Origin of the sequence: Pseudooceanicola nanhaiensis, assembly GCF_020171315.1 — a bacterium.
Lineage (GTDB): Bacteria > Pseudomonadota > Alphaproteobacteria > Rhodobacterales > Rhodobacteraceae > Pseudooceanicola > Pseudooceanicola nanhaiensis_A.
Map to the genome: position 1 here is coordinate 242,279 of NZ_JAIUZP010000007.1, position 23,792 is coordinate 266,070.

Here is a 23,792-nt window from a genome sequence, read left to right on the forward strand (position 1 = left end):
CTGCGTAAAGCTGTTGCGAACCGAAGGTCAAGGTCATAACCTAGTGAAACAATCAAGAATTGGAGAGCGGCCATGATGGAAGCGCATACCAGGTTCGAAACGGCCAATGGCTCGAAGTACATGCAGCAGCTGTGCAAGCATTTCGCGCATAAGGTGGCCGTCGATTACGACGACGAGCGGGCCGAGGCGGCACTGCCCCCGGGCCCGGCCAACATGACCGCCGATGACACCGGGCTGAACATCACCGTCCGCGCGAAGGAGGCCGAGGGCCTGACCGTCGCCAAGGACATCATCGAGCGGCACCTGATCAAGTTTGCCTTCCGCGAGCCCTTCGACAGCCTGAGCTGGTCCGCCTGAGCGCAGGCCTGCGCGCGAGACTGCGCCGAAGTCGAAGTCAGCGCGCCGCGCTCTGCCTTCTGCCCCGTCATCCGGCGGGGCTTTGCGCGTCGGGGGACCGGGTTTGCGGGGGCGCCTGTTGACATTCCGTCGCCTGCCGCCCGATGGTGTGGCCGACCGACGGCGGGCCGCTGCCCGCGCCCTCTGGCCAGCAACGGACCCGCGACATGTACAATTTCGACTTCGTCAAACCCACGACCCTGGCCGAGGCCATCGAGGCCCTGCAATCCGACGAGGCTCAGCCGCTTTCCGGCGGGCAGACCCTGCTGCCGACCATGAAGCAGCGCCTCGCCATGCCCGAAACGCTGGTCAGCCTGACCGCGATCCCCGAGCTTCAGGGCGTCACCATCGCGGATGGCACGATCACCGTGGGCGGCGCCACGACCCATGCCATCGTCTCGCGCGAGACCGCCGAAGCTTATCCCGCGCTGTCCAAGCTGGCGGGGGGGATCGGCGATGCGGCGGTGCGCAACCGGGGCACCATCGGTGGCAGCCTTGCCAACAATGACCCCGCGGCCTGCTACCCGGCGGGCGCGCTCGGCTCCGGCGCGGTGATCCTGACCAACAGCCGCGAGATCCCCGCGGACGACTATTTCGAAGGGCTCTTCACCACGGCGCTGGAAGAGGGCGAGATCGTCACCGGTGTGCGGTTCCCGATCCCCGAGGCCGCAGCCTACATCAAGTTCGAGCAACCCGCCTCGCGCTTTGCCCTGACCGGGGTCTTTGTGGCGAAGTTCGCCGATGGTGTCCGCGTGGCCGTCACCGGTGCCTCCGAAGACGGTGTCTTCCGCTGGTCGGAGGCCGAGGAGGCGCTGGGCGCGTCCTTCACCCCCGAGGCGATCGCGGATCTGACCGTCGAGGCCGACGGGATGATGAACGACCTGCACGGGACCGCGGCCTACCGCGCCAACCTCGTGAAAGTCCTGACCGGCCGCGCCGTCGCTGCCTGCTTCTGAAGGCGCGGGCCGGGGCTGGCCCCACCGCGGGTGCTGCATCGGCCCCACGCCCCGAAAATCGCGGCGTCCCTGACGGGGCGGCGCTGAAAGGCCGGGGCCCTTGGACGGCGCCCGAATGGCCGCAGCGCCGGTATAGCATTCCATTTGCTTGGCTAGAGGCCCCGCGCGAGGTCAGCGCAGGGGGCACCCCGCATCACGAGAGCCAGCCGGGCGCATAAGCGACGGCCTCGCAGCCCGCAAACCGCGCCACACGGTCCAGTTCCGCCTCCAGCCGGGCCATGCGCCCCTTCGACGGCTGCACCCCGTGTTCCAGCCACAGCCGGGCAACCTCCAGCGTGGCCGTGTCGCGCTGCACCTTCATGTCGATGCGCCCGATCAGCCGCTCTCCCTCCAGCAGCGGGAAGACGTAGTAGCCGTATTGTCGTTTCGGCGCGGGCACGAAGATCTCGATGCGATAGACGAAGCCGAAAAGCCGCTCCGCCCGGTTCCGATCGCGCAGCGCCGGGTCGAAAGGGCTGAGCACCCGGATGCGCCCCGGCGCGGGGGCGAGCGCGGTGGCCTCGTCCAGCAGGCCGGGGCGGGCTAAAACCTTGCGCCCGCGCCCATCGTTGCAGAGCAGCGTGATCTCCTCCAGCCGCCCCGCCGCGCGTTCCGCGGCGCACCATGCGGTCGCCTCGCCGGGCGAGACATGGGCCCAGAAGGCGGCGATCTCCCCGCTCGTGGCAAAGCCGAGCCGGTCCAGCGCGGCATTGTTCAGCCAGTCGATGCTCTCTTCCGCAGTGGGGTGATGCAGGCGCGCGGCCTCGGGCAGCACACGCTCCGGCAGGTCATATTGCTTGCGAAACCCCTGTCGCCGCGCGATCGACAACTGCCCCGCTCGCCAGAGGTATTCCAGCGCCGTCTTCGACGGATGCCAGTTCCACCAGCCGGGCTCCCCCTTGGGCTTGGGATCGTCGTGCAGGTCGGCCGCGCAGACCTCGCCATGGGCGCGGACATGGGCAAGGATGCGGTCCAGCTCCGCGAGGTAGTCGTCGCCCTGCCAGCCGGACCAGCGCGCGGGCAGCTTCTGCGCGTCCCGGGCAAAGCGCAGGCGCCAGTGGGGATAGAACTCGGACGGGACGATGGCGGCGTCGTGGGTCCAATGTTCGAACAGGCTGCGGTCGCGTTCCAGCAGAGGGGTCAGGTGCTGCGGACGGTAGGCCGGGCGGCGCGCCAGCAGGATCATGTGATGGGCGCGGGCCACGGTCTGCACGCTGTCCACCTGCACGAAACCCAGATCGTGGATCAGCTGCAGCAGGTCGTCGCCCTTTCCCGGCCCCTGAGGCGGCTGGCCGAGGAGATGGCGATGCAGGAAAACCCGCCGCGCCAAGGCGTTGTCGAGCGTCTGGATGGCCGAGGCCATCCCTCAGACCTTGCGCAGCGTATCGCCGTAGTTGATCTTGGGCGACAGCTCGATCTTGCCCTCGGGGGTTTCCTTGCCCGCCAGCCGGTCGAGGATGATGTTGGCGGCAAGCCGGCCGATCTCCTGACGGCAACTGTCCATCGTGGCCAGTTTGCGCGGCAGGCCTTGCAGCAGCGAGACATCGTTGAACCCGGCGAGGCCGATGGTGTTGGGGATGTCGTACTTCTGCTCCGTCATCCAGAGCAGCCCGCCAGCCCCGATCATGTCGTTGGAGTAATACAGGAAATCGAGGTCCGGGTGGCGCACCATCATGTTGCGCGTCATCTCGCGGCCCTTCGCCAGCGCCGAGCCATCGGTGTAGAATTCGGTATCGGTCACCTCGACGCCTGCCTTGGCAAGCGCCTGCGTGAAGCCCTCGAACCGTTTGCGCGCGCGGTAGTCCCGCCCGAGGCTGGTGCCGAGGAAGCCGATTTTGCGGTGTCCGGCGGCGATGATCGCCTTGGCCATCTCGCGGCCCGCGCGCCGGTGCGAAATGCCCACCGCGGAATCGATCGGGGTGCCGTCGGTATCCATGATCTCGACCACGGGAATGCCCGCGGCCTGCATCATGGCGCGGGAGGCATCGGAATGTTCGAGCCCCGCGATGATCACCCCGGACGGCCGCCAGGAGAGCATCTCGTAGAGGACCTTTTCCTCCTTGGCCTGATTGTAGTCGGTGATCCCGACCACCGGCTGCAGGTCCGTATCCTCGAGCGTCCGGCTGATGCCCGTCATCACCTCGGGAAAGACGAGGTTCGACATCGAGGGGATGATGACGGCGACGAGGTTGACCCGCTGGCTGGCGAGCGCCCCTGCAATCTTGTTGGGCACGTAGCCGAGGCGCTTGGCCGCTTGCAGCACCTTCTCCCGCGTGGCCGGGGAGACGTCGCCGCGGTTGCGGAGCACCCGGCTGACGGTCATTTCGGAAACGCCCGACGCCTCGGACACATCGCGAAGGGTGAGCGGGCGTGTATCGGATCGGGTCACGGGCGTGGTCCTGTATGATTGACCCAATTGGTAGCGCGAACCGGGCGCGGGGATCAAGCAGGACCGGCGGCGGTTCGCCGGGCGGCGTGCGTGGCCGCGGGCATGGCCTGTGGAGGATGCTCAGAGGTTTGCCCGGTCAGAACTCTGCCCAGCTGTCGTCGGCCGGGGCGGTCATGCCGGGGGCGTTCACGACCTGCTGTGCGGCCGCGGCAGGCCGCGTGGCAAGCTCGCGCCGGGTGGGCAGGGGACCGCCAGACACGATCCGGAAGGAGGCGGCGATCTGGTTCAGCTTGGCAGCCTCGTTGACCATGACCTTGCCGGTCCCATGGACCTGCGTGGCGACGGCCGCGTTCTTCTGGGTCACGCCGTCCAGTTGATCCACGGCGGTGTTGATCTCTTCCAAACCTGCCGATTGCTCCCGCGCGGCGGCGGCAATGGTGGAGACCGAGGCGGAGACCTTCTCGAAATCGGAGATCAGGCTTTCAAAGCTCTTGCCCGCCTTGTCGACCAGATCGACCCCGTTCACGACGTTTTCCGCGCTTTCGCTGATAAGGGCGTTGATCTCCTTCGCAGCCTCCGACGAGCGCTGCGCCAGCGCCCGGACCTCGGAGGCGACCACGGCAAACCCGCGACCGGCCTCGCCTGCGCGGGCGGCTTCGACACCGGCGTTCAGGGCGAGGAGGTTGGTCTGGAAGGCCAGATCCTCGATCACCGAGGTAACCTGGGTGATCTTCTGGGACGAGCCCGAGATCTGATCCATCGCCGTCATGGCGTGGCCGACGACCCGGCCGCTCGTCTCGGCATCTTCGCGGGCGCGGGCCATGACCCGGTCGGCATCACTGGCCGAGTCGGCGGTGGATTTCACCGAGGCGGAGAGCTCTGTGATGGCCGCGGCCGTTTCCTCGAGGTTGGCGGCCTGCTCGATGGCTTTCTGGCTCAGGTCGTTGGAGGCATTCTCCACCTCCCGCGCGTTGCTGTCGATCTCGCTCGCGGCGCCTACGAGCGAGGTGATCGTTTCGTTCAGGCGGGTGAGCGCGTTGTTGAAGCCACGGCGCAGCCCTTCGTAGTCCGAGGCGAAGGGCGCGGTGATCTCGGCGGTCAAGTTGCCTGCGGCCAGTTCGGCGATCCCCGCGCTGAGGCGATCGACGACGACCTGTTGCTCGGCGGCCTGCTGATCCCGTGCCGTGCGCTCCCCCTCGGCGGTGGCCAGACGGTTCCGGAGGTTCTCGAGGTTGCGGGCAAGGTCGCCCACGTCCTCGCCCCTGTGGGTGAAGGGGATCGGGCTGGCATAATCGCCGCTGGCCATCGCCCTGAGCCGCTGGCCGAGGACGGTGAAGGGCTTGGAAATCGACCGCCCGGCAAACCAGCCGATGAGCGCGATCACGGCCATCATGCCGGCCAGTTGGAGGATCATGGAGTTGCGCAGGCGGATGAGCGGGGACAGAAGTTCCTCTTCGGCCTGTTGGACGACCACGACCCAGCGCGTGTGGCCGAATGTGAGCGCCTCGGCCGTCACAAGGGCCCGGCGTCCGTGCAGGCCAGTCGAGGCGAGCATGTTGACCTCGGCATCTTCCATGGCGGCCTCAACGGCTTCCAGCCGCGGGGCGGGTTCCAGCCAGTCAGGGGCATCGGGGAAGCGCGCGCTGGACCGCATGCGCCCGTCCGGTCCGATCACGTAGGCGTCGCTCGTCTTGCCCATGTCGCCGTTCGAGCGCAGCAGCGCGTCGATCCAATTGTGGCGCAGCAGGTAGACCAGCGTGCCGACCTGTGTGCCGGAGCGATCGTGCAGGCCGATGGCCATCGCCGCGTCGCGCTCTGCGGTGAGCGCCCCATCGAAATCGGCGAATTCGGGGATGCCCTGTGCGGTGGCGTCCCGTACCGCCCGGGCGAGGGGCGTATCACTGAGCGCCCCATCGGTGAGTTGCGCGGCGAAGGTCTCTGTCTTGGCGGCGGAGTAGATGATCCGCCCCCCGCGATCGACGAGGAGGATATCGAGTAGATCCTGCGCCCCCATGAGGCTGCGGAAGTAGGGGTGATACTTCGTGTGCATGATGTCGTACTGGGTGCCGGTGCCCGTGGTGGTGAGTTCCGCGCGGCGTTCGACCGGATTTGGGTTTCCGGTAATGTACGCGGTCCGAAGCACCTGCTGTGCATCTCCCTCGGTCGCGTCCCAGGCGAGGGCGAAGGAATTCGCGGCTGCGAGCACGGTCGGGTTGGTGCCCTGTGCCGTCAGGCTGGCCTCGATCGACACCAGTTCCTTGTGCAGGGACTCTGCGAAAGTATGCACCAGGCTGTCCTGCTGCCGCGCGACCTGGTCGTCCAGGATGTCGCGGGCATCCAAGTAGGCCGTGATCGAGACAAGGCAGGCGGCCAGAAAGGCGACCCCGGTGACCAGAAGCGGCAGCTTCACGACGAGCCGCAGGTTGCGCAACAGGATGAGCGCCGCAAATCGAGGCGTGCGCGGGCCTGTCGCCGGTGTCGGCGAAGCTGCGGTGTCACTCATCTCATGATCCCCTGATATCCTCCGGCGGCACCGGCATGCGTTGCGAGTGATCGCAGGTGGATCTTTCTGTCGGCTTAAGTGCCAAGAGGCCGGCCCCGGCGGGCGCGGAATTTGTACTTAGAATTTTTCCGATCCCTGGCGGCCGCGCCGCGGGCGGGAAAAAAGCGCGGTTCGCGGGCATTCGGTCGAGACATCGGGCAAGGGATTTGTTAGGCGGTTCCCGCTGGCCCCGTGGCTCAACTGGATAGAGCAGCCCCCTCCTAAGGGGCAGGTTACAGGTTCGAATCCTGTCGGGGTCACCAGCATCCCCTCTTCTCAAGCGTCCTTATCTCGCATCTTGGCCCTCTGGCCGGGGGCCGGGGCGCGGTGACGGTTGACAGCGGATGGACCGGGGCAGAGCCTCTGCCGAAGAGGCCGCGCCCATGACGGCGGCGGCAGGAAAGGCACCACGTCCATGCTCATCCACGACGGCAAGGAACGCAGCACCGCGATCGACCTGCGGCTTGCGGTGACGCTTGCGACGGTCGCCGGGGGTGTGAATGCGGCCGGGTTTCGCGCGATGGGCTACTTCTCCGCCAACATGACGGGGAACGTGTCGCTGCTGTCGGAGCATCTTGTGCTGGGCGAGTGGCGGGCGGTCCTCCTCGCGGCGGGGCTCGTCGCGGCCTTCATCCTTGGCGCGTTCCTCTCTGCCCTGCTGATCGAACGCGGGCTCAGGCGCGGGCTGCGCGGGGTCTATGCCTATTCGATCATCCTCGAAGGGGGGCTTATCGCGACGCTGACGCTGGTGGATCTGGCCATGGCGGACCTGCAACGCAGCGCCGTGCTGCTGCTGGGGCTCAGCTGCGCGATGGGGGTGCAGAACGCTGCGACAACGCGGATTTCGAACGCGCAGGTCCGCACGACGCATCTGTCAGGGGTGACGACCGACCTGGGGATCGAGCTGGCGATCCTGTGCGGCGGGGCGCGTCAGGACGCGACGCGGGGGGTGATCCTGTCCCGGTTCCGGCTGCATCTTGCGACGCTCCTCGCCTTTCTGGCGGGCGGGGCGGCGGGGGCTGCCTGCTATGGGCTGATCGGTCCGGGGGTTTACCTGCTGGCTGCGGCGATCCTGATCGGGATCGCCGTACCGGAGGCGCGCAGGGTGCATCGGCGCGCGTGATGAGGGCGCGTGGTGAAGGCCCCGCCATGAGGCAGGCGGGGCCGAGAGGTCAGTAACCGAGGCTCTTGTCCACCAGCCCCAGCGGGGTCTCACCCGCGAGGTAGCGGCGGATGTTCTGCGCCGTGGCCTCTGCCGCGGTGTCAGAGCGGGTGTTGCCCGCGATATGGGGCGTGAGGACGACGCGCGGATGGCTCCACATCGGGTCCTCGGCGGGCAGGGGCTCGGGATCGGCCACATCGACGAAGGCCCCGCCCAGCTGGCCGCTGTCCAGCGCCGCGATCAGGTCGGGCTGGTTCAGGTGGCCGCCGCGCCCGGCCTGAACGAGGCCCGCGCCCTTCGGCAGCTTGGCAAAGAGATCGGCGTTCAGGATGTGCCGGGTCTCCTCGGTCAGCGGCAGGAGGCAGATCAGGACATCGGTGCCCTCCAGTGCCGCGTCCAGTCCCTCGGCGCCATGGTGGCAGGTGACGCCCTCGATTTCCTTGGGCGAACGGCTCCACCCGGCGAGGGTGAAGCCGAAGGGCCGCAGGGCCTCCAGCGTGGCGCGGCCCATCTCGCCCAGACCCAGAACCGTGACCTTGCGCTGATCCGGCCAGGTGAAGCTGCGGGCCTTCCACAGCTTCTCGCGCTGCTGTGCCTGATAGTCGATCAACTCGCGGTGCAGCGCCAGCGTGGACATGACGCAGTAATCCCGCACGAGCGTGGTCACGCCGCTTTCCACCATGCGGACCAGCCGCACGCCCTCGGGCAGGGGGGCGTTCACCACCTGGTCGATCCCGGCCCCGGTGGAGAGCACCAGTTCGAGGTTCGGATAGCGCGTCGCGAGATCGTCGGGGAAGACCCAGCCCATGAGGAAGCGCACCTCGGCCGGATCGACGGCAGAGGCATCGGAGGCGAAGGGCACTTCGGGCAGGTCGCGGGCGAAGACGGAGGCAAAGGCTTTCGCCCGCTCCTCGGTCGATTGCAGTAGGAAGGTCATCTGGTCTCTCAGCGGGTCTGGCGGGCGAAATCCCGGCGATCCTGCAGCCTGTACATCTGAATGAAGGCAGGCATGAAGTAGGGTTTGCCGGCGTAGAAGGGAATGAAAGTCGGCGGGCGGAAGTCGAAGGCCGATTTTGCCTTGTCGTCTTTCAGCAGCTTGTGCGCGGCGCGGTTGCCGATCCACGTGGCCCAGACCACGCCGGAGCCGCAGAAGCCGGTGGCATAGGTCAGACCGTCATGTTCGAAGATGCGGGGCAGCATGTCCCGGTGCATGGCGACATTGCCGAACCACGTGTGCGACAGGCCCACGGACTTCAGCTCGGGGAAGAGCTCATCCAGCCCGTCCTTGAGCATCTGCACCGGCCAGTCGGGATCGCCGGCCTGGCTGGCGTCGCGGCCACCCAGCAGGATGCGGGTATGGTCGGGCGAGGGGCGGTAGTAGAAGCCCAGCTTGCGGTGCTCGCCGACCATCATCCGTTTCGGCATCAGCTTGTCCATCAGCTCGGTCGGGATCGCCTCGGTGGCGATCATCCGCGAGCGGACCGGGACCATACGCCGGCGCAGGTACGGATCAGAGCCGTCGGTATAGCCGTTGGTGCAGACCAGCACCTGCCGCGCCTTCACGATGCCCTTGGAGGTCGTGACCTTGAAGCCCGAGACGTCCTTCTCGACCTTCAGAACCGCGCAGCCCCCGTGGACGGAGACACCTGCCGCGAGGGCGACGCGCAGCATCTCGGCGTGGAACTTGGCCGGGTGCAGGCCGCCGATGTCCATGCGGACGGAGCCGCCGCGATAATGTTCACTGCCGAGGTAGTCGAGCTGTTCCGCGCGCGGCACGGCATAGGCCTCGATCCCCAGCTTCTTGGAGAGCGTCTCGGCGTTCCGGGCGCCCTTCTCATACTGCTCCTTGCCGAGTGCGCCGTTGTAGCGGCCCACGGGCTGATAATCGCACTCCAGCCCCTCGGTCTTGATGAAATCATAGAGGAACTCGCGCGCAACCTTGCCTTCGGCCTCGATCGCCAGCGCGCGTTCTTCGCCGTGGCGCTTTTTCAGCGTGTCGAAGTCGAGGCGGATGTTCCCGCTGGTGATGCCGCCATTGCGCGAGGAGGCCCCTTCGCCCGGGTGCATCTTGTCGAAGGCCGCGACCGTGCGCCCGGCGCGCACCAGTTCGATCCCCGCCGCGAGGCCCGCATAGCCCGCGCCGACGATCGCGACATCCACTGCCGTGGCAAGGGGCGTGTCCGGGGTGGGGCCGACGGGCGCGGCCTCCCACCAGTAGGGGGTCCGTTTCTGGGCGACGGGGGTCTGGGTCATGGTCCTGTTTCGCTTTGCGGTTTTGCGGCCCTGCAGGTCTCCAGGGTCAGAGATGGAAGTGACGTGTCATAGATGGCGATCGAACTGCACGGCCCCGATGATCCACAGCACGCGGGCCTTGACGGAGCCGAGGTTGCGGACGCTGTGCGGGCGGGCGCTGTCGAAGACGAAGCTGTCGCCGACGCGCAGCAGCACGTCCTGATCGTCGACCCGCAGCACCGCCTCCCCTTCGAGGACGAGGCCACCCTTTTCGGCAGGATAGGACAGGGCGCGGCCGCCGGATTCCCCGCCGGGTTCGATGTTCAGGATCATGATCTGCAGGTTCTGCCGGTCCGTCGTGGTCAGCAGTTCCTTGTGGATCATGCCAAGGTCGATGGTCGGGCGGTTCTCGCGCCGCCGGATGAAGTTCGGATCGGGAGAGTTCGGCGTGTCGCGCGGGTGGTCGGGATCCGATTCCCCGAACAGTTCCTGCATCGAGATGTTCAGCGCGCGGCGCAGCGAGGTCAGCAGCCGGATCGACGGATTCGCGAGGCCCCGTTCCACCTGGCTGATCATGCCGACGGACACGCCGGATTCATCCGCGAGTGCCTGAAGGGACAACCCCTTGGCCTTTCTCAGCCGGCGCAGCGTCGCACCGACGCTTGCTTCTTCCCCGTCGGCGTTGAGGGGGCCTCCAGTGTCGTCCATCGGGTCTCCGGGTCGGGGGCCTTGGTGGCCGTGCATCATGGTTCAGACGATTTTACGCGCCGTTTCAGTGTTTTCAATATATTCCGACATCGAAAACTTCTTTCACTATTGAAAATCTGCCTGCGTAAAATTTCTACATGCAGAAAGTTGTTTATAATCAGCATTATATGCTGATGCTTGCGCTTTGGGCAGGCAGATTCATGGCCGAAGGTCCGACAGCGCGCTTGTCAAAATTTTCAATATCTGGCTAGTTTTCACTGAAAGTTAAGAATTCACCGAAAGGTAAGACGTTGACCTCAGCACCGGCCAGCCTTCCTGCGGGACACCAGAACGCGGCGCTTTCCGTGCGCGGCCTGACCGTTGCCCTGCCGCCGGGAATGGAGCGCACCCACGCGGTGCAGGACATTTCCTTCGACCTGCTGCCGGGCCAGATCCTCTGCATCATCGGCGAGTCGGGGTCGGGCAAGTCGGTCACGGCGAACGCCGTGATGGGGCTGCTGCCCAAGGTGATCCGGATCGAGGGCGGGTCCATCGTCATGGACGAGACGGATGTCCTCTCGGCGCAGCCTGCGACGCTGCGCGGGCTGCGTGGCCGGGCCGTCGCGATGATTTTTCAGGATCCGCTGTCGGCACTGAACCCGCTGATGACCGTGGGCGACCAGATCACCGAGGTGATGATGGCCCATGGCGTCGGGACGGCAGCGGACCGCAAGCGCCGCGCCATCGACTTGCTGACCGAGGTCGGCCTGCCCGATCCCGAGTTGATGTACCACCAGTACCCGTTCCGCCTGTCCGGCGGGCAGCGCCAGCGGGTGATGATCGCCATGGCGCTCACGCTGGAGCCCTCGATCCTGATCGCGGACGAACCGACGACCGCGCTCGACGTGACGACGCAGGCGCAGATCCTCGACCTGATCCGCGACATCCAGCGCCGCAAGGGCATGAGCGTGATGTTCATCACCCATGATTTCGGCGTCGTGGCCGAGATCGCGGACAGTGTCGTGGTGATGGAGAAGGGCCATATCGTCGAGCAGGGCAGCGCCGAGAAGGTGCTGAAATCGCCCGAGCATCCCTATACCCGGCGCCTGATTGCCGCCGTGCCGCATCTGACCGGCACCGATCGCCACCCGCCGCTGACCGAGAAGGTCGCCCCCGTCCTGAAGGTCGAGGGGCTGATGAAGACCTACAGCAGCGGCAGCAAGTGGCTGCGCTCCTACCGCGAGGTGAAGGCGGTGCAGGACGTCTCCTTCGAACTGGCCCCGGGGCGGACGCTGGGCGTGGTGGGCGAGAGCGGCTCGGGCAAGTCCTCGCTGGGCCGGTTGCTGGTCAAGCTTATGGAGAGCGACGGCGGCAAGATCCTCTTCGAGGGCACCGATATCGCGGCCATGAAGGAGGCGGAGTTCCGCAGCCTGCGGCCCAAGATCCAGATGATCTTTCAGGATCCCTTCGCCTCGCTGAACCCGCGCGCGACGATCGGGCATATCCTGACGGTCGGCCCCGTGGCACACGGGATGCCCCACCGCGAGGCGCGCGAGGCCGCAAAGGCACTGCTGACCCATGTCGGCCTCGATGCCGGGGCCTATGGCCGTTACCCGCACGAGTTCTCGGGCGGCCAGCGCCAGCGGGTCGGCATTGCGCGCGCGCTGATGTTCAAGCCCAAGCTGCTGGTGGCGGATGAATCCGTCTCGGCGCTGGACGTCTCTATTCAGGCGCAGATTCTCAAACTGCTGGATCAGGTCCAGCAGGAGACCGGCGTCTCCATGATCTTCATCACCCACGATCTGCGCGTTGCCAGCCAGATCTGCGACGAGATCGCCGTGATGCAGAAGGGACGGGTCGTGGAAAGCGGCCCACCGTCCCGGATCTTCCTCGATCCGCAATCGCCCTACACCCGCGAACTGGTCGCGGCGATCCCGGGCGAAGAGAGGGGCGAAAAGCCCACGCATTGACCAACGACCAGCCACGGCAGCGATGCCACCTTCAGGGAGTCACCAGATGACTGACAAGAAACACGGAATTACGCGCCGCGGGGCGATTCAGATGCTGGGGGCGGGTGCGCTGCTGGCCCCCAACCTGCTGGGCAAGCCCGCTTTCGCCCAGACCCCGCCGGAAGCGCCGGCCGGCCGGATCATCGTCGGCCAGACGCAGGAAAGCACCGTGCTGAACCCGCTGCTGCCCCACATCGAAGTGGATGACGCGGTGATCTTCTCGCTCTTCGATGCGCTGTTCCGCGTGACCCCCGGCGGGGAAATCATGCCGAACCTCGCTTCCGAAGTGCCGACGCAGGAAAACGGCGGCATCTCGGCCGACGGTCTGCAGTGGCGGATCAAGCTGCGCGACGACGTGACGTGGCACGACGGCGAGCCCTTCACCGCCGAGGACGTGAAATTCACCCTCGAGCTGATCGTGAACCCGGACTTCCGCGCATGGCGCACCATCGGCCACAACCTGGTCAAGGACATCGAGGTCGTCTCCCCGACCGAGATCACCTGGACGATGGAAAAGCCCTTCGCGCCCTACATCAACTTCCTGACCGAAACCTTCATCATCCCCGCGCACGCCTTCGAGGGCGTCGAGGATCCGAACACTGCGCCGTTCAACTCTGCCCCCATCGGCACCGGCGCGTTCAAGTTCGGCCAGCGGGTGCCGGGCGACCACGTCCAGCTGGTGGCGAACCCCGGCTACCACGCCGAAGGTCCCTACGTCGAAGAGCTGATCTACAAGTACATCCCCGACACCACCGTGCTCTACACCCAGTTCAAGAGCGGTGAGTTCGACCTGACCGGCAACCAGTACATCAGCCCGGACAACTACGCCGAGGCGAAGGACCTCGCCGACCGCGAAGTCGTCCTCGTGCCGGTGAACTCGGTCGAGTCGATCTACCTCAACCAAGAGAAGCCGCAGTTCAAGGACCCGGCGGTCCGCAAGGCGCTCTATGCCGCGATCGACAAGGTGTCGATCATCGACGCGCTCTACTACGGTCTGCCGCTGCCCTCCGAGACCTTCATGCCGCAGGCCTCCTACTTCTATAACCCCGACCTGCCGACGCAGGAGTTCGACCTCGCCGCGGCCAACAAGATGCTGGACGATGCGGGCTGGGTCCGCGGGGCCGATGGCATCCGCGAGAAGGACGGCGTGCGCCTGAGCTTCACCAACTCGACCACCGCGGGCAACCACCTGCGCGAGCAGGTGCAGCAGTTCCTGCAGCAGACGTTCAAGGAAATCGGCGTCGAGATGGAGATCTCGAACCTGCCGGCGGCCGTGATCTGGGGCGAGTTCTGGGGCATGTCGCAGTTCGACTCGGTCATCGTGGGCATCACCTTCCTCATCGGTGCCGACCCGGACGTGACCAACCGCTTCCACTCCGCCGCCATCGCGGCGCAGGGCGGGCGCGGCTCGAACAACTCGCAGTACAAGAACGCCCGCGTCGACGAACTGCTTGAAGAGGGCTCGGCCACTTTCGATCCCGAGAAGCGCCGCGCGATCTATCAGGAAATCCAGGCCATCATCCGCGAGGACCTGCCCTTCCTGCCGCTGTTCCAGAACCGCTCTGTCCGGGGCTGGAAATCGGGCATCGAGGGCGTGGAGTTCAACACGAACACCCGCACCGAGTCCTGGCACGCGGCCGCGTGGTACTGGGACAAGTGATCCCGGCCTGACCAAACCCCATGCCGCCGTCCCGATCCCCGGGGAGGCGGCCCCTTCCAAGACTTCTATCCGCCGAGGGCCCCATGCCTGCATTCCTCCTCAGCCGCCTGTGGCAGAGCCTTGTCCTGCTGGTGATCGTCTCGATCATCGGGTTCACCGTGCTGAACCTGATCCCGGGCGGTCCGCTGGCGCAATTCGCGCTCGACCCCGGCATGACGCAGGAGGACCTCGACCGGATCGCCCGGCAGATGGGCCTCGACCGGCCGCTGCCGGTGCAATACCTCGACTGGGCCGGCAAGCTGCTGACCGGGGACTGGGGCAATTCCTTCCGCGACGGGGCCCCGGTGCTGCAGGTGATCGGGCGCCACCTCTGGGCGACCTTCCTGCTGATGGGCTCCTCGACCGCGCTCTCCATCGCCATCGGCACGTGGATCGGCATCCGGGGCGCGACGCACCGCTATTCGGTCTTCGACTATACGGCCACCGTCGGGGCGATGATCGCCCTTTCGATCCCGACCTTCTGGTTCGGCCTCGTGGGGATCTACATCTTCTCGCTCGAACTGGGCTGGCTGCCCGCGGGCAACATGTACACCATCGGGGACGGCTCGGCGCTGAACTACCTGCATCACCTGATCCTGCCGAGCGTTGTGCTCTCGCTCGTCAACGTGGCGATCTGGTCGCGCTACATGCGGTCGGCCACGCTGGACGTGATCAACCAGGATTTCGTGAAAACCGCCCGCGCAAAGGGCCTCACCGAACGCCGCGTGCTGATGAAACACGTGGTGGGCAATGCCCTGCTGCCGATGATCACGCTGGCCGGCATGCAGCTGCCCGGCATCCTTGGCGGCGCATTGGTGACCGAGACGGTCTTCACCTGGCCGGGGATGGGGCGCCTCTTCCTCGATAGCCTCGGCTACAGCGACTACCCGGTGATCATGGGCCTGCTGATGTTCTCGGCGATCCTCGTGATCCTCGGCAACCTGCTGGCCGATATCGTCGTCGCCCTCGTCGACCCCCGCATCCGCCTGGGCTGAGCCCGCCACCCGCCGCCGCCCGACCGAGGATCAAGACATGACCACAGCCGCCGTTCCCTCTGCCAAACCCTACCGCTGGTGGCACAGCCGCGCCGTCCGCCGGTTCTGCCGTCACAAGCTGGCGCTGACCGGCGTGGCGATGATCACGCTGCTGACGCTCGCCTGTATCGTGGGACCCTACGTGCTGCCCTACGACATGCTCTACATCGACCTGCGCGCGCGTTTCTCGCCGCCGATGACCGGGGATCACTACCTCGGCACCGATCCGCTGGGGCGTGACATCGCCGCGCGTCTCCTGAACGCGGGGCGGATCTCGCTGCTGGTGGGCTTCTCGGCCATGGTGCTTTCGACCCTGATGGGGGCGCTCGTGGGGGTGATCGCGGGCTATCGCGGCGGGCTTGTCGGCGCGGCGCTGATGCGCTTCACCGATGCCTTCCTCGCCTTCCCCTCGATCTTCCTCGTACTCGCGCTGGCCGCGCTTCTGAAACCGACGCCCGAGATGATCACGATCATCATCGCGCTGACCCACTGGATGGAAGTCGCCCGCATCGTCGAGGCCGAGGTCCGGTCGCTCCGCGAGCGGGAGTTCGTGCAGGCGGGCCGGATGCTGGGCCTCTCCACCAGCCATATCATGTTCCGCGAGGTGCTGCCGAACGCCATGGGGCCGATCATCGTCGCGGCCAGCCTGACAGTCGCCCGCGCGATCCTGTTGGAGGCCTATGTCTCGTTCCTGGGCTACGGCATCCAGCCGCCGCTGCCCAGCTGGGGCAACATGCTGAACGGGGCCCAGCAGTACCTTGCACAGGCGCCCTGGCTGGCCATCGTGCCGGGGGTGACGATCACCATCGCGGTGACCAGCTTCAACTTCATCGGGGACGGGTTGCGCGACGCGCTGGATGTGCGCAGCGACCACATGTGACGACGACCCTCACGCCAGACAGATCAAAGGGGCGGCCCGCCGGGGCCGCCCCTTTCGCTGTCCGGGAAGAGTGCCGAGGGGATGGGTCAGATCACCCGGACTTGCGTCCCGATGGGGCACACCTCGAAGAGCTGCGCGATCATCTCGTTGTAGAGCCCGATGCAGCCGTCCGAGGAACGGCGGCCGATCTTCCGCGTGTCATGGGTGCCGTGGATGATGTAGGCGGGCCAGCTCAGGTACATCGCATGGGTGCCAAGCGGGTTTTCCGGCCCCGGCGGGATCGGCTTCCAGTCGGGGAAGCGTTCCATCTGCGAGGCGGTGGGCGTCCACGACGGGCCGACCTTCTTGCGCACGATGGAGGTATAGCCGCGCTTGGTCAGCTCGTCCGAGATCGGGACCGAGGTCGGGTAGACCCGGTAGTCGCTGCCATCGGCGTTCCAGTAGTGCAGCGCGCGTGAGACGGTATCGGCCACGATGGTCGATTTGCCCAGCGTGTCGAAATGATCGCGCCAGTCCTGCGCCGCGAAGCTGGAGATGTTCCGGCGCGACTCGGCACGCAGGACGCCGGGCAGGGCGAGGGCGCCTGCGGCGGCAAGGCCGCTGGTCAGCGCGGCGCGGCGGGTGAGGGGGCTGCTCATGAGGGCTCCTTTCGGGGTCGTTCTGTGCAGCCTGCTCACCAGTCCCGCCTTAACCCAGCCTTAAGGCGTCCGGCTCAGGCCGCGCGCGCAGCGCGGATGGCGGATATCAGCGTATCGCGGTCGATCGCACCGGGGTAGAGCACCTGCCCGATCACGAAGGAGGGCGTGCCCCGGAAGCCGAGCGCGGTGGCCTGCTGGTCATTGCGGCTGAGCAGGCGCTCCCATTTGCGGCGATCCGCGTAGAAGGAATTGTTCGCGGCCTCCACCGGGACGATGTCCTTCAGCGCCGCCTTGATCGAGGCGTCATTGAGCCGCCCGCGCGTCGCCATCAGCGCGTCAACCGCGGCCGGGTAGTGGCCAAGGGCCACCGTGCCGAGCGCCAGTTCCGCCGCCCGCTGGGAGCCGCGGCCGAAGATCGGCCAGTCCTTCATGACGAGGCGGACATTGCCATCCGCCTTCACCACGTCCCGCACAACCGGATGCATGGATTTGCAGTAACCGCACTGGTAGTCGAAATACTCGACAAGGGTGACATCGCCCTGCGGGTTGCCCATCACCGGCGCATCGGGATCGTGCAGCACCTCCTCCACCGTGGGGGTCTGCGCATGGGCCGCGAGAGGGGCCAGCACGACGGTCGAAGCCGCCGCGCCGGTGAGAGACAGGAACTGCCTGCGGGTCGATGTCACGGGTGTGGTCCTCACATTTGGCCTTACATCTGAACTTGAACTGGGATCGGTTCACCGGCGGGCCGGGTCCATTTGCCGATTTCGTCGGCGGTCAGCACGATTACCTTGGTGCCGTTGTCCACCCGCTGCGCCAGGTACATGGCATCTTGGTTGAACAGGCGGATGCAGCCGGAGGACACCGCGTGGCCGACGGACCACGGATAGGGCGTGCCGTGAATACGGTAGAGCGTGTCGCGGCCGTTCTTGTAGAGATAGAGCGCCCGTGCCCCCAGCGGGTTGTCGAGGCCACCTTCCATCCCGGCGCGGTAGGGTTCGTATTTCTCGGGCTCGCGGCGCAGCATGTTGCGGGTCGGCGTCCAGGTCGGCCAGTCGCGCTGGTAGGCGATGGTCGCCTCACCCGCGAAGGCACGGCCTGCCTCGCCCACGGCCACGGCATAACGCATCGCCTGGTTGTCGCCGAGCAGTTCGTAGAGATGCTGATCGCCGGTATCGACGACGAGCGTACCTGCGGGGAAGGGCGCGTAGTAGTAGACGCGCTGGCGCGGGTTCTCGCCGGTCAGGTACTTGGCGGGCACGGCGGGCACCACCTTGTCGCCGTCGAAGACCTCGCTGTACATGGCCAGCGTTTCGGCGCTGGGCGGGGCCACCGTCGGAACATTTTCCGAGGACACGGTCGGTGCGCCGCAGGCTGCAAGTGCAAGTACGACGGGCAGGGCCAGCAGGGCCAGGGATTTACGGACGAAGGGTTTCGTCATGCGGTGCCTCCAAGATCTGGGTCGGTCCGCCTGAAGGCGGCGCGGATGGAACGCCCTTGCGGACGGGGTGCCGGCCGTCCATCGCGCCATGCGGCGGGCGACAGGCTGCCCCAGGAGGCGCGGGGCGCCGACGGGACATGTCGGAATCTAGTCGGTTCCGCGCAGAGGCAAGGGTCTCAACCCTGTTCGCGCAAGACCGTGATCCGGATCTGTGGCTTGAATGTGACTCCTTGCCCTCACGAGCGGTCACGGAAACGCGCATTTTCATCATGATCGACCTGCTGGACGACAAAGCTTAAGTCAGTCTTAAGGTTCACCGGCTCCAGCGGGCCGGAGATGGCAGGGCGAACGGCGGACGGCACATGCGGATTCTGGTGGTCGAAGACGACGCGGTACTGGCGGACGGCATCTCCGTCGGCCTGCGGCTGAGCGGCTTCACGGCCGATCCCGTGGCCACGCTGGCCGATGCCCGCGCCGCGCTGGAGGCGACGCATTTCGATGGCATGGTGCTAGACATCATGCTGCCCGATGGCACCGGGCTCGACCTGCTGCAGGAGATGCGCGGCGCGGGCGCGGCCCTGCCGGTGCTGCTGCTCAGTGCACGGGATCAGGTCCGCGACCGGGTGCGGGGGCTGGATCTGGGCGCGGACGATTACCTCGGCAAGCCCTTCGACCTCGATGAACTGGCGGCACGGCTGCGGGCGATGCTGCGCCGTCAGGGCGGCCAGCCCCGGGCCGAGCGGCACTGCAATGGCCTCGCCGTGGATCCCGCCACCCTGACCGGCCGTTTCGACGGGGCGGAACTGAGCTTCTCCCGGCGCGAGTTCGCGCTTCTCTGGGCGTTGATCGAACATCCCGGCACGATCCTCTCCAAGCCTGTGCTGGAGGAGCGCCTCTATGGCTGGCAGGAGGAGATCGAGAGCAACGCGGTCGAGGTTCATATCCACAAGCTGCGGGCCAAGCTGGGCCGGGGCTTCATCGAGACGGTGCGTGGCCTCGGCTATCGCGTCCCGCGGCGTCAGGGCGGCGCGGGATGAGCTGGTTTCGTACCATGTCGCTGCGGCTGCGGGTCTTCCTGATCCTCGCCTTTGCCACCGCGGTGGTCTGGCTCTGCGCCGTGATCTGGATCGAGACCTCGACCCGCGCCGAGGTGGAGCGCGTGCTGGACGCGCGCCTGTCGGAGGCCGCGCGGATGGTGTCTTCGCTGGTGGCCGATCACCGCATTGAACTGGCTGGCGCACACGGCGCCCCGGTGCCCGTTCCAGTGCCGTTTCAGGCGGGGGAGGGCTATGCCCGCCAGTTGTCATGCCAGATCTGGTCGCTGGACGGGCAGCTGGTGGGGCGGTCCGATGGCGCCCCGGACGGGCGCCTCAGCGGGCCGGACGTGGAGGGCTGGTCGGACTCCGTGGTAGGTGGAGAGCCCTGGCGGGTCTACACGGTGATCAACGAACCCCTCGGCCTGCGCATCATGGTCGGCGACAGCATGGCGGTGCGCGAGGGCCTTGTGCGCGACGTGATCGAGGGGCTGGTGCTGCCGGCGCTGATCCTGCTGCCGCTGCTGGCCGGGCTCATCTGGGTCATCGTCGCCGGGGGGCTCGCGCCGCTGGAGCGCTTTGCGTCGGGTCTGGCACAGCGCAGCCCGGCCGATCTGGGCCCGATGCCCTCCGGCCCGATCCCGCGTGAAATCCGTCCCGTGCGCGATGCGCTCGACACGCTGTTCGAGAAGCTCTCGGCGGCACGGGACGTGGAGCGCGATTTCACCACCTATGCCGCGCATGAGCTGAAGACCCCGCTGGCCGGGCTGCGCACGCAGGCGCAGGTCGCCCGGATGGCGCCGGATGCCGCGACGCGGGACGCGGCACTGGCCGCGATCGAACTGTCGGTGACGCGGACGGACCGGATGGTGCGCCAGCTGCTCGACCTTGCAGAGGTCGAACGGGCCGAGATCGAAACCGGACCCTGCGACCCGGCTGCGCTTGTTGCCGCGATCGCGGCGGACCTTCAGCCGCTCGCGGCGCGTCGGGAGGTCACGCTGCGCCTCGACGGGGAGGCCGCCGGGCCATGGGAGACGAATGGCTACCTGCTGTCCACGGCGCTTCGGAACGTGACGGAGAACGCGGTGCTCGCCACGCCGGGGGGCGGGACGGTCACCCTCAGGTGGTACGATACGGCGCAGGGCGGCGAGGTCACCGTGAGCGATACCGGGCCCGGCATCCCCGACGACCTGCGGGCCCGCGCCACCGACCGCTTCGTTCGCGGATCCGACGGGCCGCCCGGTGGCAGCGGGCTCGGCCTCTCCATCGTGGAGAGCGCCATGGCCCGGCTGGGCGGTGATGTGGTCTTCGAGCGGCGTGCTGACGGTCAGGATGTGTGCCTCGTGATCGGGCGGATGTCCCGTAGCTGATCGCAGGGCAATGTCACCCTGTGGGGCGGCCGCCCTCGACCGGGGCAAGTCTTGCAAGGCCCTGATTTCGGGGCTCTTCCGCCATGGCACCCTTCGAAGGCGCATGGATTTGCGCTGCAGGTGTCTCTCTCAGGGCACGGTGCCGGGCCAAGGGCGGGCTGCGGGCCGGAAACCGGGCTGAGGGGCTGGACCATCGGCGAAATCCCGCCTTAGGACTCAGGCGATCCGTCCCTCCGGGTGCGGCTGGGGCGGGTGTCGCCTCTCTGCCCTGTGCGGCGCTCCGCATCAGGGCCGCCACCGGGGCTGGCGGGTCATGTACAGGATGTCCTGTGCATCGCCAGTAGAGGACGTTTCGACATGCCCACGACCCCCGCAATCTGGACGCCGAAGACCATCGTCACGACCGGTGCGCAGATTCTCACGCCACAGATCACACAGCTTGCCGACGGGAACATCCTCGTCGTCTGGATCGCCGACGAGTCGAGCTACAGCGATCCGCTGAACGTGGAGGTCATCGCGCGGATCTACGATCCGGCGGGGAATGCGGTGGGCGAGGAGTTCCAGCTGGACGGGGCAAGCGGGGCCGAGCGGCTGCCGCAGATCGCCAGCCTGCCCGATGGCGGCTTCCTCGTGTACCGCTTCGTCGGAGATGATTCCTCCTACACCTTCGACAGGACGGTGCTGTCGCAATACACCTCCGACGGCACGCTGGTGACCACGCAGGAGGTCTACCCGGACGGGGCGGATACCGGCTCTGCCTGGAACTGGCCCGCCTATGGCGAACTGGCCGTGTCCAGCGCGACCTCCACGCTCGTGCTCTACGAGGAGGTTTCGGGCGATATCGTTGCCAAGATCTGGAACAGCGAAAGCCAGAGCTTCAGCACCGCGCCCTTCGTCGTCTTCGATTCCTATGCCGTCGGGAACACCGACTATTACGGCAACTACGAGGTGGCCGTGCTGGAAAACGGCACCTACGTCGCCGTGGCCACCCAATACGCCGAGCGCGATCCCTCCGACCTGTTCGAGGTCGAGGTGACGATCCTGTCACAGGGCGGCGCCGTCCTGATGGCCCCGACGGCGGTCGCCGCCACCTCCGAGTGGACCGATCCGGGGGTCGCGGCCCTCTCCGGCGGGGGCTTCGTGGTCTCGTGGTACGCGGGCGGCAGCGACACGGACTTCCACTTCGCGCTCTTCGACAGCAGCGGCGCGGCGGTGGCCATGGCGGGCGATGGCCTGCTGGAAAACGTTGGCAACAACAGGGACTACGCGCAGGACCCGGCGATTGTCGGCCTCGATGACGGTGGGTTCATCGTCGTCTATGACGCGTCGGATGCCAACGGCGTCTACGCGGCCCGCTTCGCGGCAGACGGATCGGCGGTGGGCGAGCGGCTGCTGGTTGCGGAAGTGCTGAACCCCCAGAACATCGCGGCGACCCTGCTGGCCGATGGGCGGGTCGCGGTCACCTACGCGACGCAGGGCAGCAGCGAAGAGATCGCCACGGTGATCATCGACACGCGCGACACGGTGACGGACGGCGACATGCCCGGGACGGACCATGACTACCGCGTCGGTACCGTGGGCGACGATACCTTTGTCATCACCGGTGAGCAGATCCCGGTCTATGGTGGGCCGGGCGATGACACGTTCGAGGTCCTCTCGGGGCTCGACGGGGACGAGATGGACGGCGGCGATGGCACCGATCTGATCGACTGGTCCGGGTCGGGCCTGAGCGGCATGACCTTCGACCTCGCCGCGGGCACGGCGAGCGATGGCACCGACACGGAGTTCATGTGGAACTTCGAGCGCCTGCGCGGCACCTCCGCCGCCGACGTGATCCTTGGCCGGGCGGACGCGGCCGATGCGCTGATGGGGGCGGGCGGCGACGATACCATCGACGGGCGGGGCGGCGCCGACAGCCTCTATGGCGAGGGTGGCGACGACCTGCTTGTCGCCTCCGGGACCGGCGCGCTGCTCGATGGCGGCGCGGGCACGGATACCGCCGATTTCGGCGCAGTCTCCGTGGGCGTCAGCGTCAATCTCGCCAGCGGTGCCGTTGGCGTGGATGGGGTGACCCAGCAGATTGCAGGGATCGAGGCGGTGCTCGGCTCGGCCCACGATGACGTGCTGATCGGGGATCGCGACGGCAACGTCCTTGAGGGACAGGACGGGGATGACGTGCTCTCGGGTCTGGCGGGGGACGATGTCCTGCTGGGCGGCGCCGGAGACGACACGATCGCGGGCAATGCGGGTGTCGACACGCTTGTCGGCGGGGCGGGCATCGATACCGCGGATTTCAGCGATGAGAGCACGGGCGGTGCCTTCGATCTTGCCAGCGGTGCGGTGACGCTTGGAACGGGCGGCTCTGCGATCACCGAAAGCGCCACCGGGTTCGAGAACCTCTGGGCCACCGCGGGGGACGACACGATCCTCGGCACCTCGGGGGCCAACGAGCTGACCGGCAACGCCGGCGATGATGCACTTTCGGGGCTCGGCGGCGACGATATGCTGATCGGCAATCAGGGCGACGATCAGCTTCTCGGCGGCATTGGTGCGGACACGCTGCTGGGGGGCGCGGGTGATGACACGCTGGAGGGCGGCGATGGTGCAGACCTGCTGAACGGCGGCTCCGACACGGATCGCCTCCTTGGCGGCGCGGGCAATGACACGCTGCTGGGGGAATCCGGTAAGGACTGGATCTATGGCGGCGCGGGCGACGACAGCGCCGATGGCGGTTATGCCAACGACAAGCTCTTTGGCGAGGGCGGCAATGACATCCTCCTAGGCGGCGGCAACGACGATACGGTGGATGGCGGCCTTGGCGCGGATACGCTGTCGGGGGGTGACGGAAACGATCTGCTGCGCGGTGGCGCAGGCTACGGCTGGGATCAGCTGGAGGGCGGCGCGGGCGATGACCGGCTGATCGGGGGCGGTGGCCGGGACACGCTGATCGGCGGCGAAGGCAACGACACGCTCAACGGCGGCGGGGCGGCTGACCTGTTCATCTTCGCGGGCGACTTCGGCAACGACGTGCTGATCAACTTCGACAGTGACGACGCCGAGAAGATCGACCTCTCCGATACCCTCTTCATCGTCTCCGATTTCGACGACCTGCTGGCAAACCACCTGACCGAGGTCGATGGCACGGCCCAGATCACGGTAGGCAGCAGCAGCGTGCTTCTGGTCGGGGTCGCGCTGGAGGAGATCGGCTACGGGCTTGCCTATTCGGCGGATGATTTCATCTTCTGAGGCCCCAGCTGCGGTCACGGCCCGTCAGCGGAGGCTGG

Annotated in this window: 19 protein-coding genes and 1 tRNA gene; 11 read left to right on the plus strand and 9 right to left on the minus strand. The window is 67.0% G+C overall.

The window, feature by feature from the left end; genetic code table 11:
• Positions 1–75 precede the first annotated feature (75 nt).
• The gene (locus LCM32_RS13590; protein WP_224821728.1) at positions 76–357 is read left to right on the plus strand and encodes a DUF2218 domain-containing protein; all 282 of its coding nucleotides are present in this window, start codon (positions 76–78) and stop codon (positions 355–357) included.
• Between the two features lie 206 nt (positions 358–563).
• A complete protein-coding gene (locus tag LCM32_RS13595; RefSeq protein ID WP_224821617.1) occupies positions 564–1,352 on the plus strand; it encodes an FAD binding domain-containing protein in 789 nt (262 codons plus the stop codon).
• Positions 1,353–1,545: 193 nt separating this feature from the next.
• Here the strand turns inward: LCM32_RS13595 and LCM32_RS13600 are convergent, their stop codons facing one another.
• The 3 genes from LCM32_RS13600 to LCM32_RS13610 form a co-directional block, all read right to left on the minus strand.
• Complete coding sequence (locus LCM32_RS13600) at positions 1,546–2,754, minus strand: winged helix-turn-helix domain-containing protein (protein ID WP_224821618.1); 1,209 nt, start codon at positions 2,752–2,754, stop codon at positions 1,546–1,548.
• 3 nt (positions 2,755–2,757) lie between these two features.
• On the minus strand, positions 2,758–3,780 hold the full coding sequence (locus LCM32_RS13605; protein WP_224821619.1) for a LacI family DNA-binding transcriptional regulator: 1,023 nt from the start codon (positions 3,778–3,780) through the stop codon (positions 2,758–2,760).
• Between the two features lie 136 nt (positions 3,781–3,916).
• On the minus strand, positions 3,917–6,283 hold the full coding sequence (locus tag LCM32_RS13610; RefSeq protein ID WP_224821620.1) for a methyl-accepting chemotaxis protein: 2,367 nt from the start codon (positions 6,281–6,283) through the stop codon (positions 3,917–3,919).
• A gap of 225 nt (positions 6,284–6,508) precedes the next feature.
• On the opposite strand from LCM32_RS13610, the gene LCM32_RS13615 reads away from it, so the two are divergent.
• A tRNA-Arg gene (locus tag LCM32_RS13615) sits at positions 6,509–6,585 on the plus strand.
• A gap of 152 nt (positions 6,586–6,737) precedes the next feature.
• Positions 6,738–7,445: a YoaK family protein gene (locus LCM32_RS13620; RefSeq protein WP_224821621.1), complete on the plus strand. Its 708-nt coding sequence runs from the start codon at positions 6,738–6,740 to the stop codon at positions 7,443–7,445.
• Between the two features lie 49 nt (positions 7,446–7,494).
• Here LCM32_RS13620 and LCM32_RS13625 read toward each other — a convergent pair whose 3' ends face one another.
• From LCM32_RS13625 to LCM32_RS13635, 3 genes are all read right to left on the minus strand, one after another.
• Complete coding sequence (locus LCM32_RS13625) at positions 7,495–8,421, minus strand: 2-hydroxyacid dehydrogenase (RefSeq protein ID WP_224821622.1); 927 nt, start codon at positions 8,419–8,421, stop codon at positions 7,495–7,497.
• 8 nt (positions 8,422–8,429) lie between these two features.
• The gene (locus LCM32_RS13630) at positions 8,430–9,737 is read right to left on the minus strand and encodes an NAD(P)/FAD-dependent oxidoreductase (protein WP_224821623.1); all 1,308 of its coding nucleotides are present in this window, start codon (positions 9,735–9,737) and stop codon (positions 8,430–8,432) included.
• Between the two features lie 66 nt (positions 9,738–9,803).
• A complete protein-coding gene (locus LCM32_RS13635) occupies positions 9,804–10,424 on the minus strand; it encodes a helix-turn-helix domain-containing protein (protein WP_224821624.1) in 621 nt (206 codons plus the stop codon).
• Between the two features lie 377 nt (positions 10,425–10,801).
• Between LCM32_RS13635 and LCM32_RS13640 the strand changes: the two genes are divergently transcribed.
• From LCM32_RS13640 to LCM32_RS13655, 4 genes are all read left to right on the plus strand, one after another.
• A complete protein-coding gene (locus tag LCM32_RS13640; RefSeq protein WP_224821625.1) occupies positions 10,802–12,373 on the plus strand; it encodes an ABC transporter ATP-binding protein in 1,572 nt (523 codons plus the stop codon).
• A gap of 46 nt (positions 12,374–12,419) precedes the next feature.
• The gene (locus LCM32_RS13645) at positions 12,420–14,072 is read left to right on the plus strand and encodes a peptide ABC transporter substrate-binding protein (protein ID WP_224821626.1); all 1,653 of its coding nucleotides are present in this window, start codon (positions 12,420–12,422) and stop codon (positions 14,070–14,072) included.
• A gap of 83 nt (positions 14,073–14,155) precedes the next feature.
• Positions 14,156–15,106 carry an ABC transporter permease gene (locus LCM32_RS13650; protein ID WP_224821627.1) on the plus strand — a complete coding sequence of 317 codons (951 nt, stop codon included), beginning with the start codon at positions 14,156–14,158 and terminating at the stop codon, positions 15,104–15,106.
• A 37-nt stretch (positions 15,107–15,143) separates the two neighbouring features.
• Positions 15,144–16,025: an ABC transporter permease gene (locus tag LCM32_RS13655; protein WP_224821628.1), complete on the plus strand. Its 882-nt coding sequence runs from the start codon at positions 15,144–15,146 to the stop codon at positions 16,023–16,025.
• 86 nt (positions 16,026–16,111) lie between these two features.
• Here LCM32_RS13655 and LCM32_RS13660 read toward each other — a convergent pair whose 3' ends face one another.
• From LCM32_RS13660 to LCM32_RS13670, 3 genes are all read right to left on the minus strand, one after another.
• Positions 16,112–16,663: a L,D-transpeptidase gene (locus tag LCM32_RS13660; RefSeq protein WP_224821629.1), complete on the minus strand. Its 552-nt coding sequence runs from the start codon at positions 16,661–16,663 to the stop codon at positions 16,112–16,114.
• A gap of 74 nt (positions 16,664–16,737) precedes the next feature.
• Positions 16,738–17,349, minus strand: a complete 612-nt coding sequence (locus tag LCM32_RS13665; protein WP_224821630.1) for a DsbA family protein — start codon at positions 17,347–17,349, stop codon at positions 16,738–16,740.
• Between the two features lie 23 nt (positions 17,350–17,372).
• The gene (locus LCM32_RS13670; protein ID WP_224821631.1) at positions 17,373–18,104 is read right to left on the minus strand and encodes a L,D-transpeptidase; all 732 of its coding nucleotides are present in this window, start codon (positions 18,102–18,104) and stop codon (positions 17,373–17,375) included.
• 362 nt (positions 18,105–18,466) lie between these two features.
• On the opposite strand from LCM32_RS13670, the gene LCM32_RS13675 reads away from it, so the two are divergent.
• From LCM32_RS13675 to LCM32_RS13685, 3 genes are all read left to right on the plus strand, one after another.
• On the plus strand, positions 18,467–19,141 hold the full coding sequence (locus tag LCM32_RS13675) for a response regulator transcription factor (protein WP_224821632.1): 675 nt from the start codon (positions 18,467–18,469) through the stop codon (positions 19,139–19,141).
• Positions 19,138–20,508, plus strand: a complete 1,371-nt coding sequence (locus LCM32_RS13680) for an ATP-binding protein (RefSeq protein ID WP_224821633.1) — start codon at positions 19,138–19,140, stop codon at positions 20,506–20,508. Before LCM32_RS13675 ends, LCM32_RS13680 begins: the two co-directional genes overlap by 4 nt.
• Before the next feature lie 357 nt (positions 20,509–20,865).
• On the plus strand, positions 20,866–23,754 hold the full coding sequence (locus LCM32_RS13685; RefSeq protein ID WP_224821634.1) for a calcium-binding protein: 2,889 nt from the start codon (positions 20,866–20,868) through the stop codon (positions 23,752–23,754).
• Positions 23,755–23,792 lie beyond the last annotated feature (38 nt).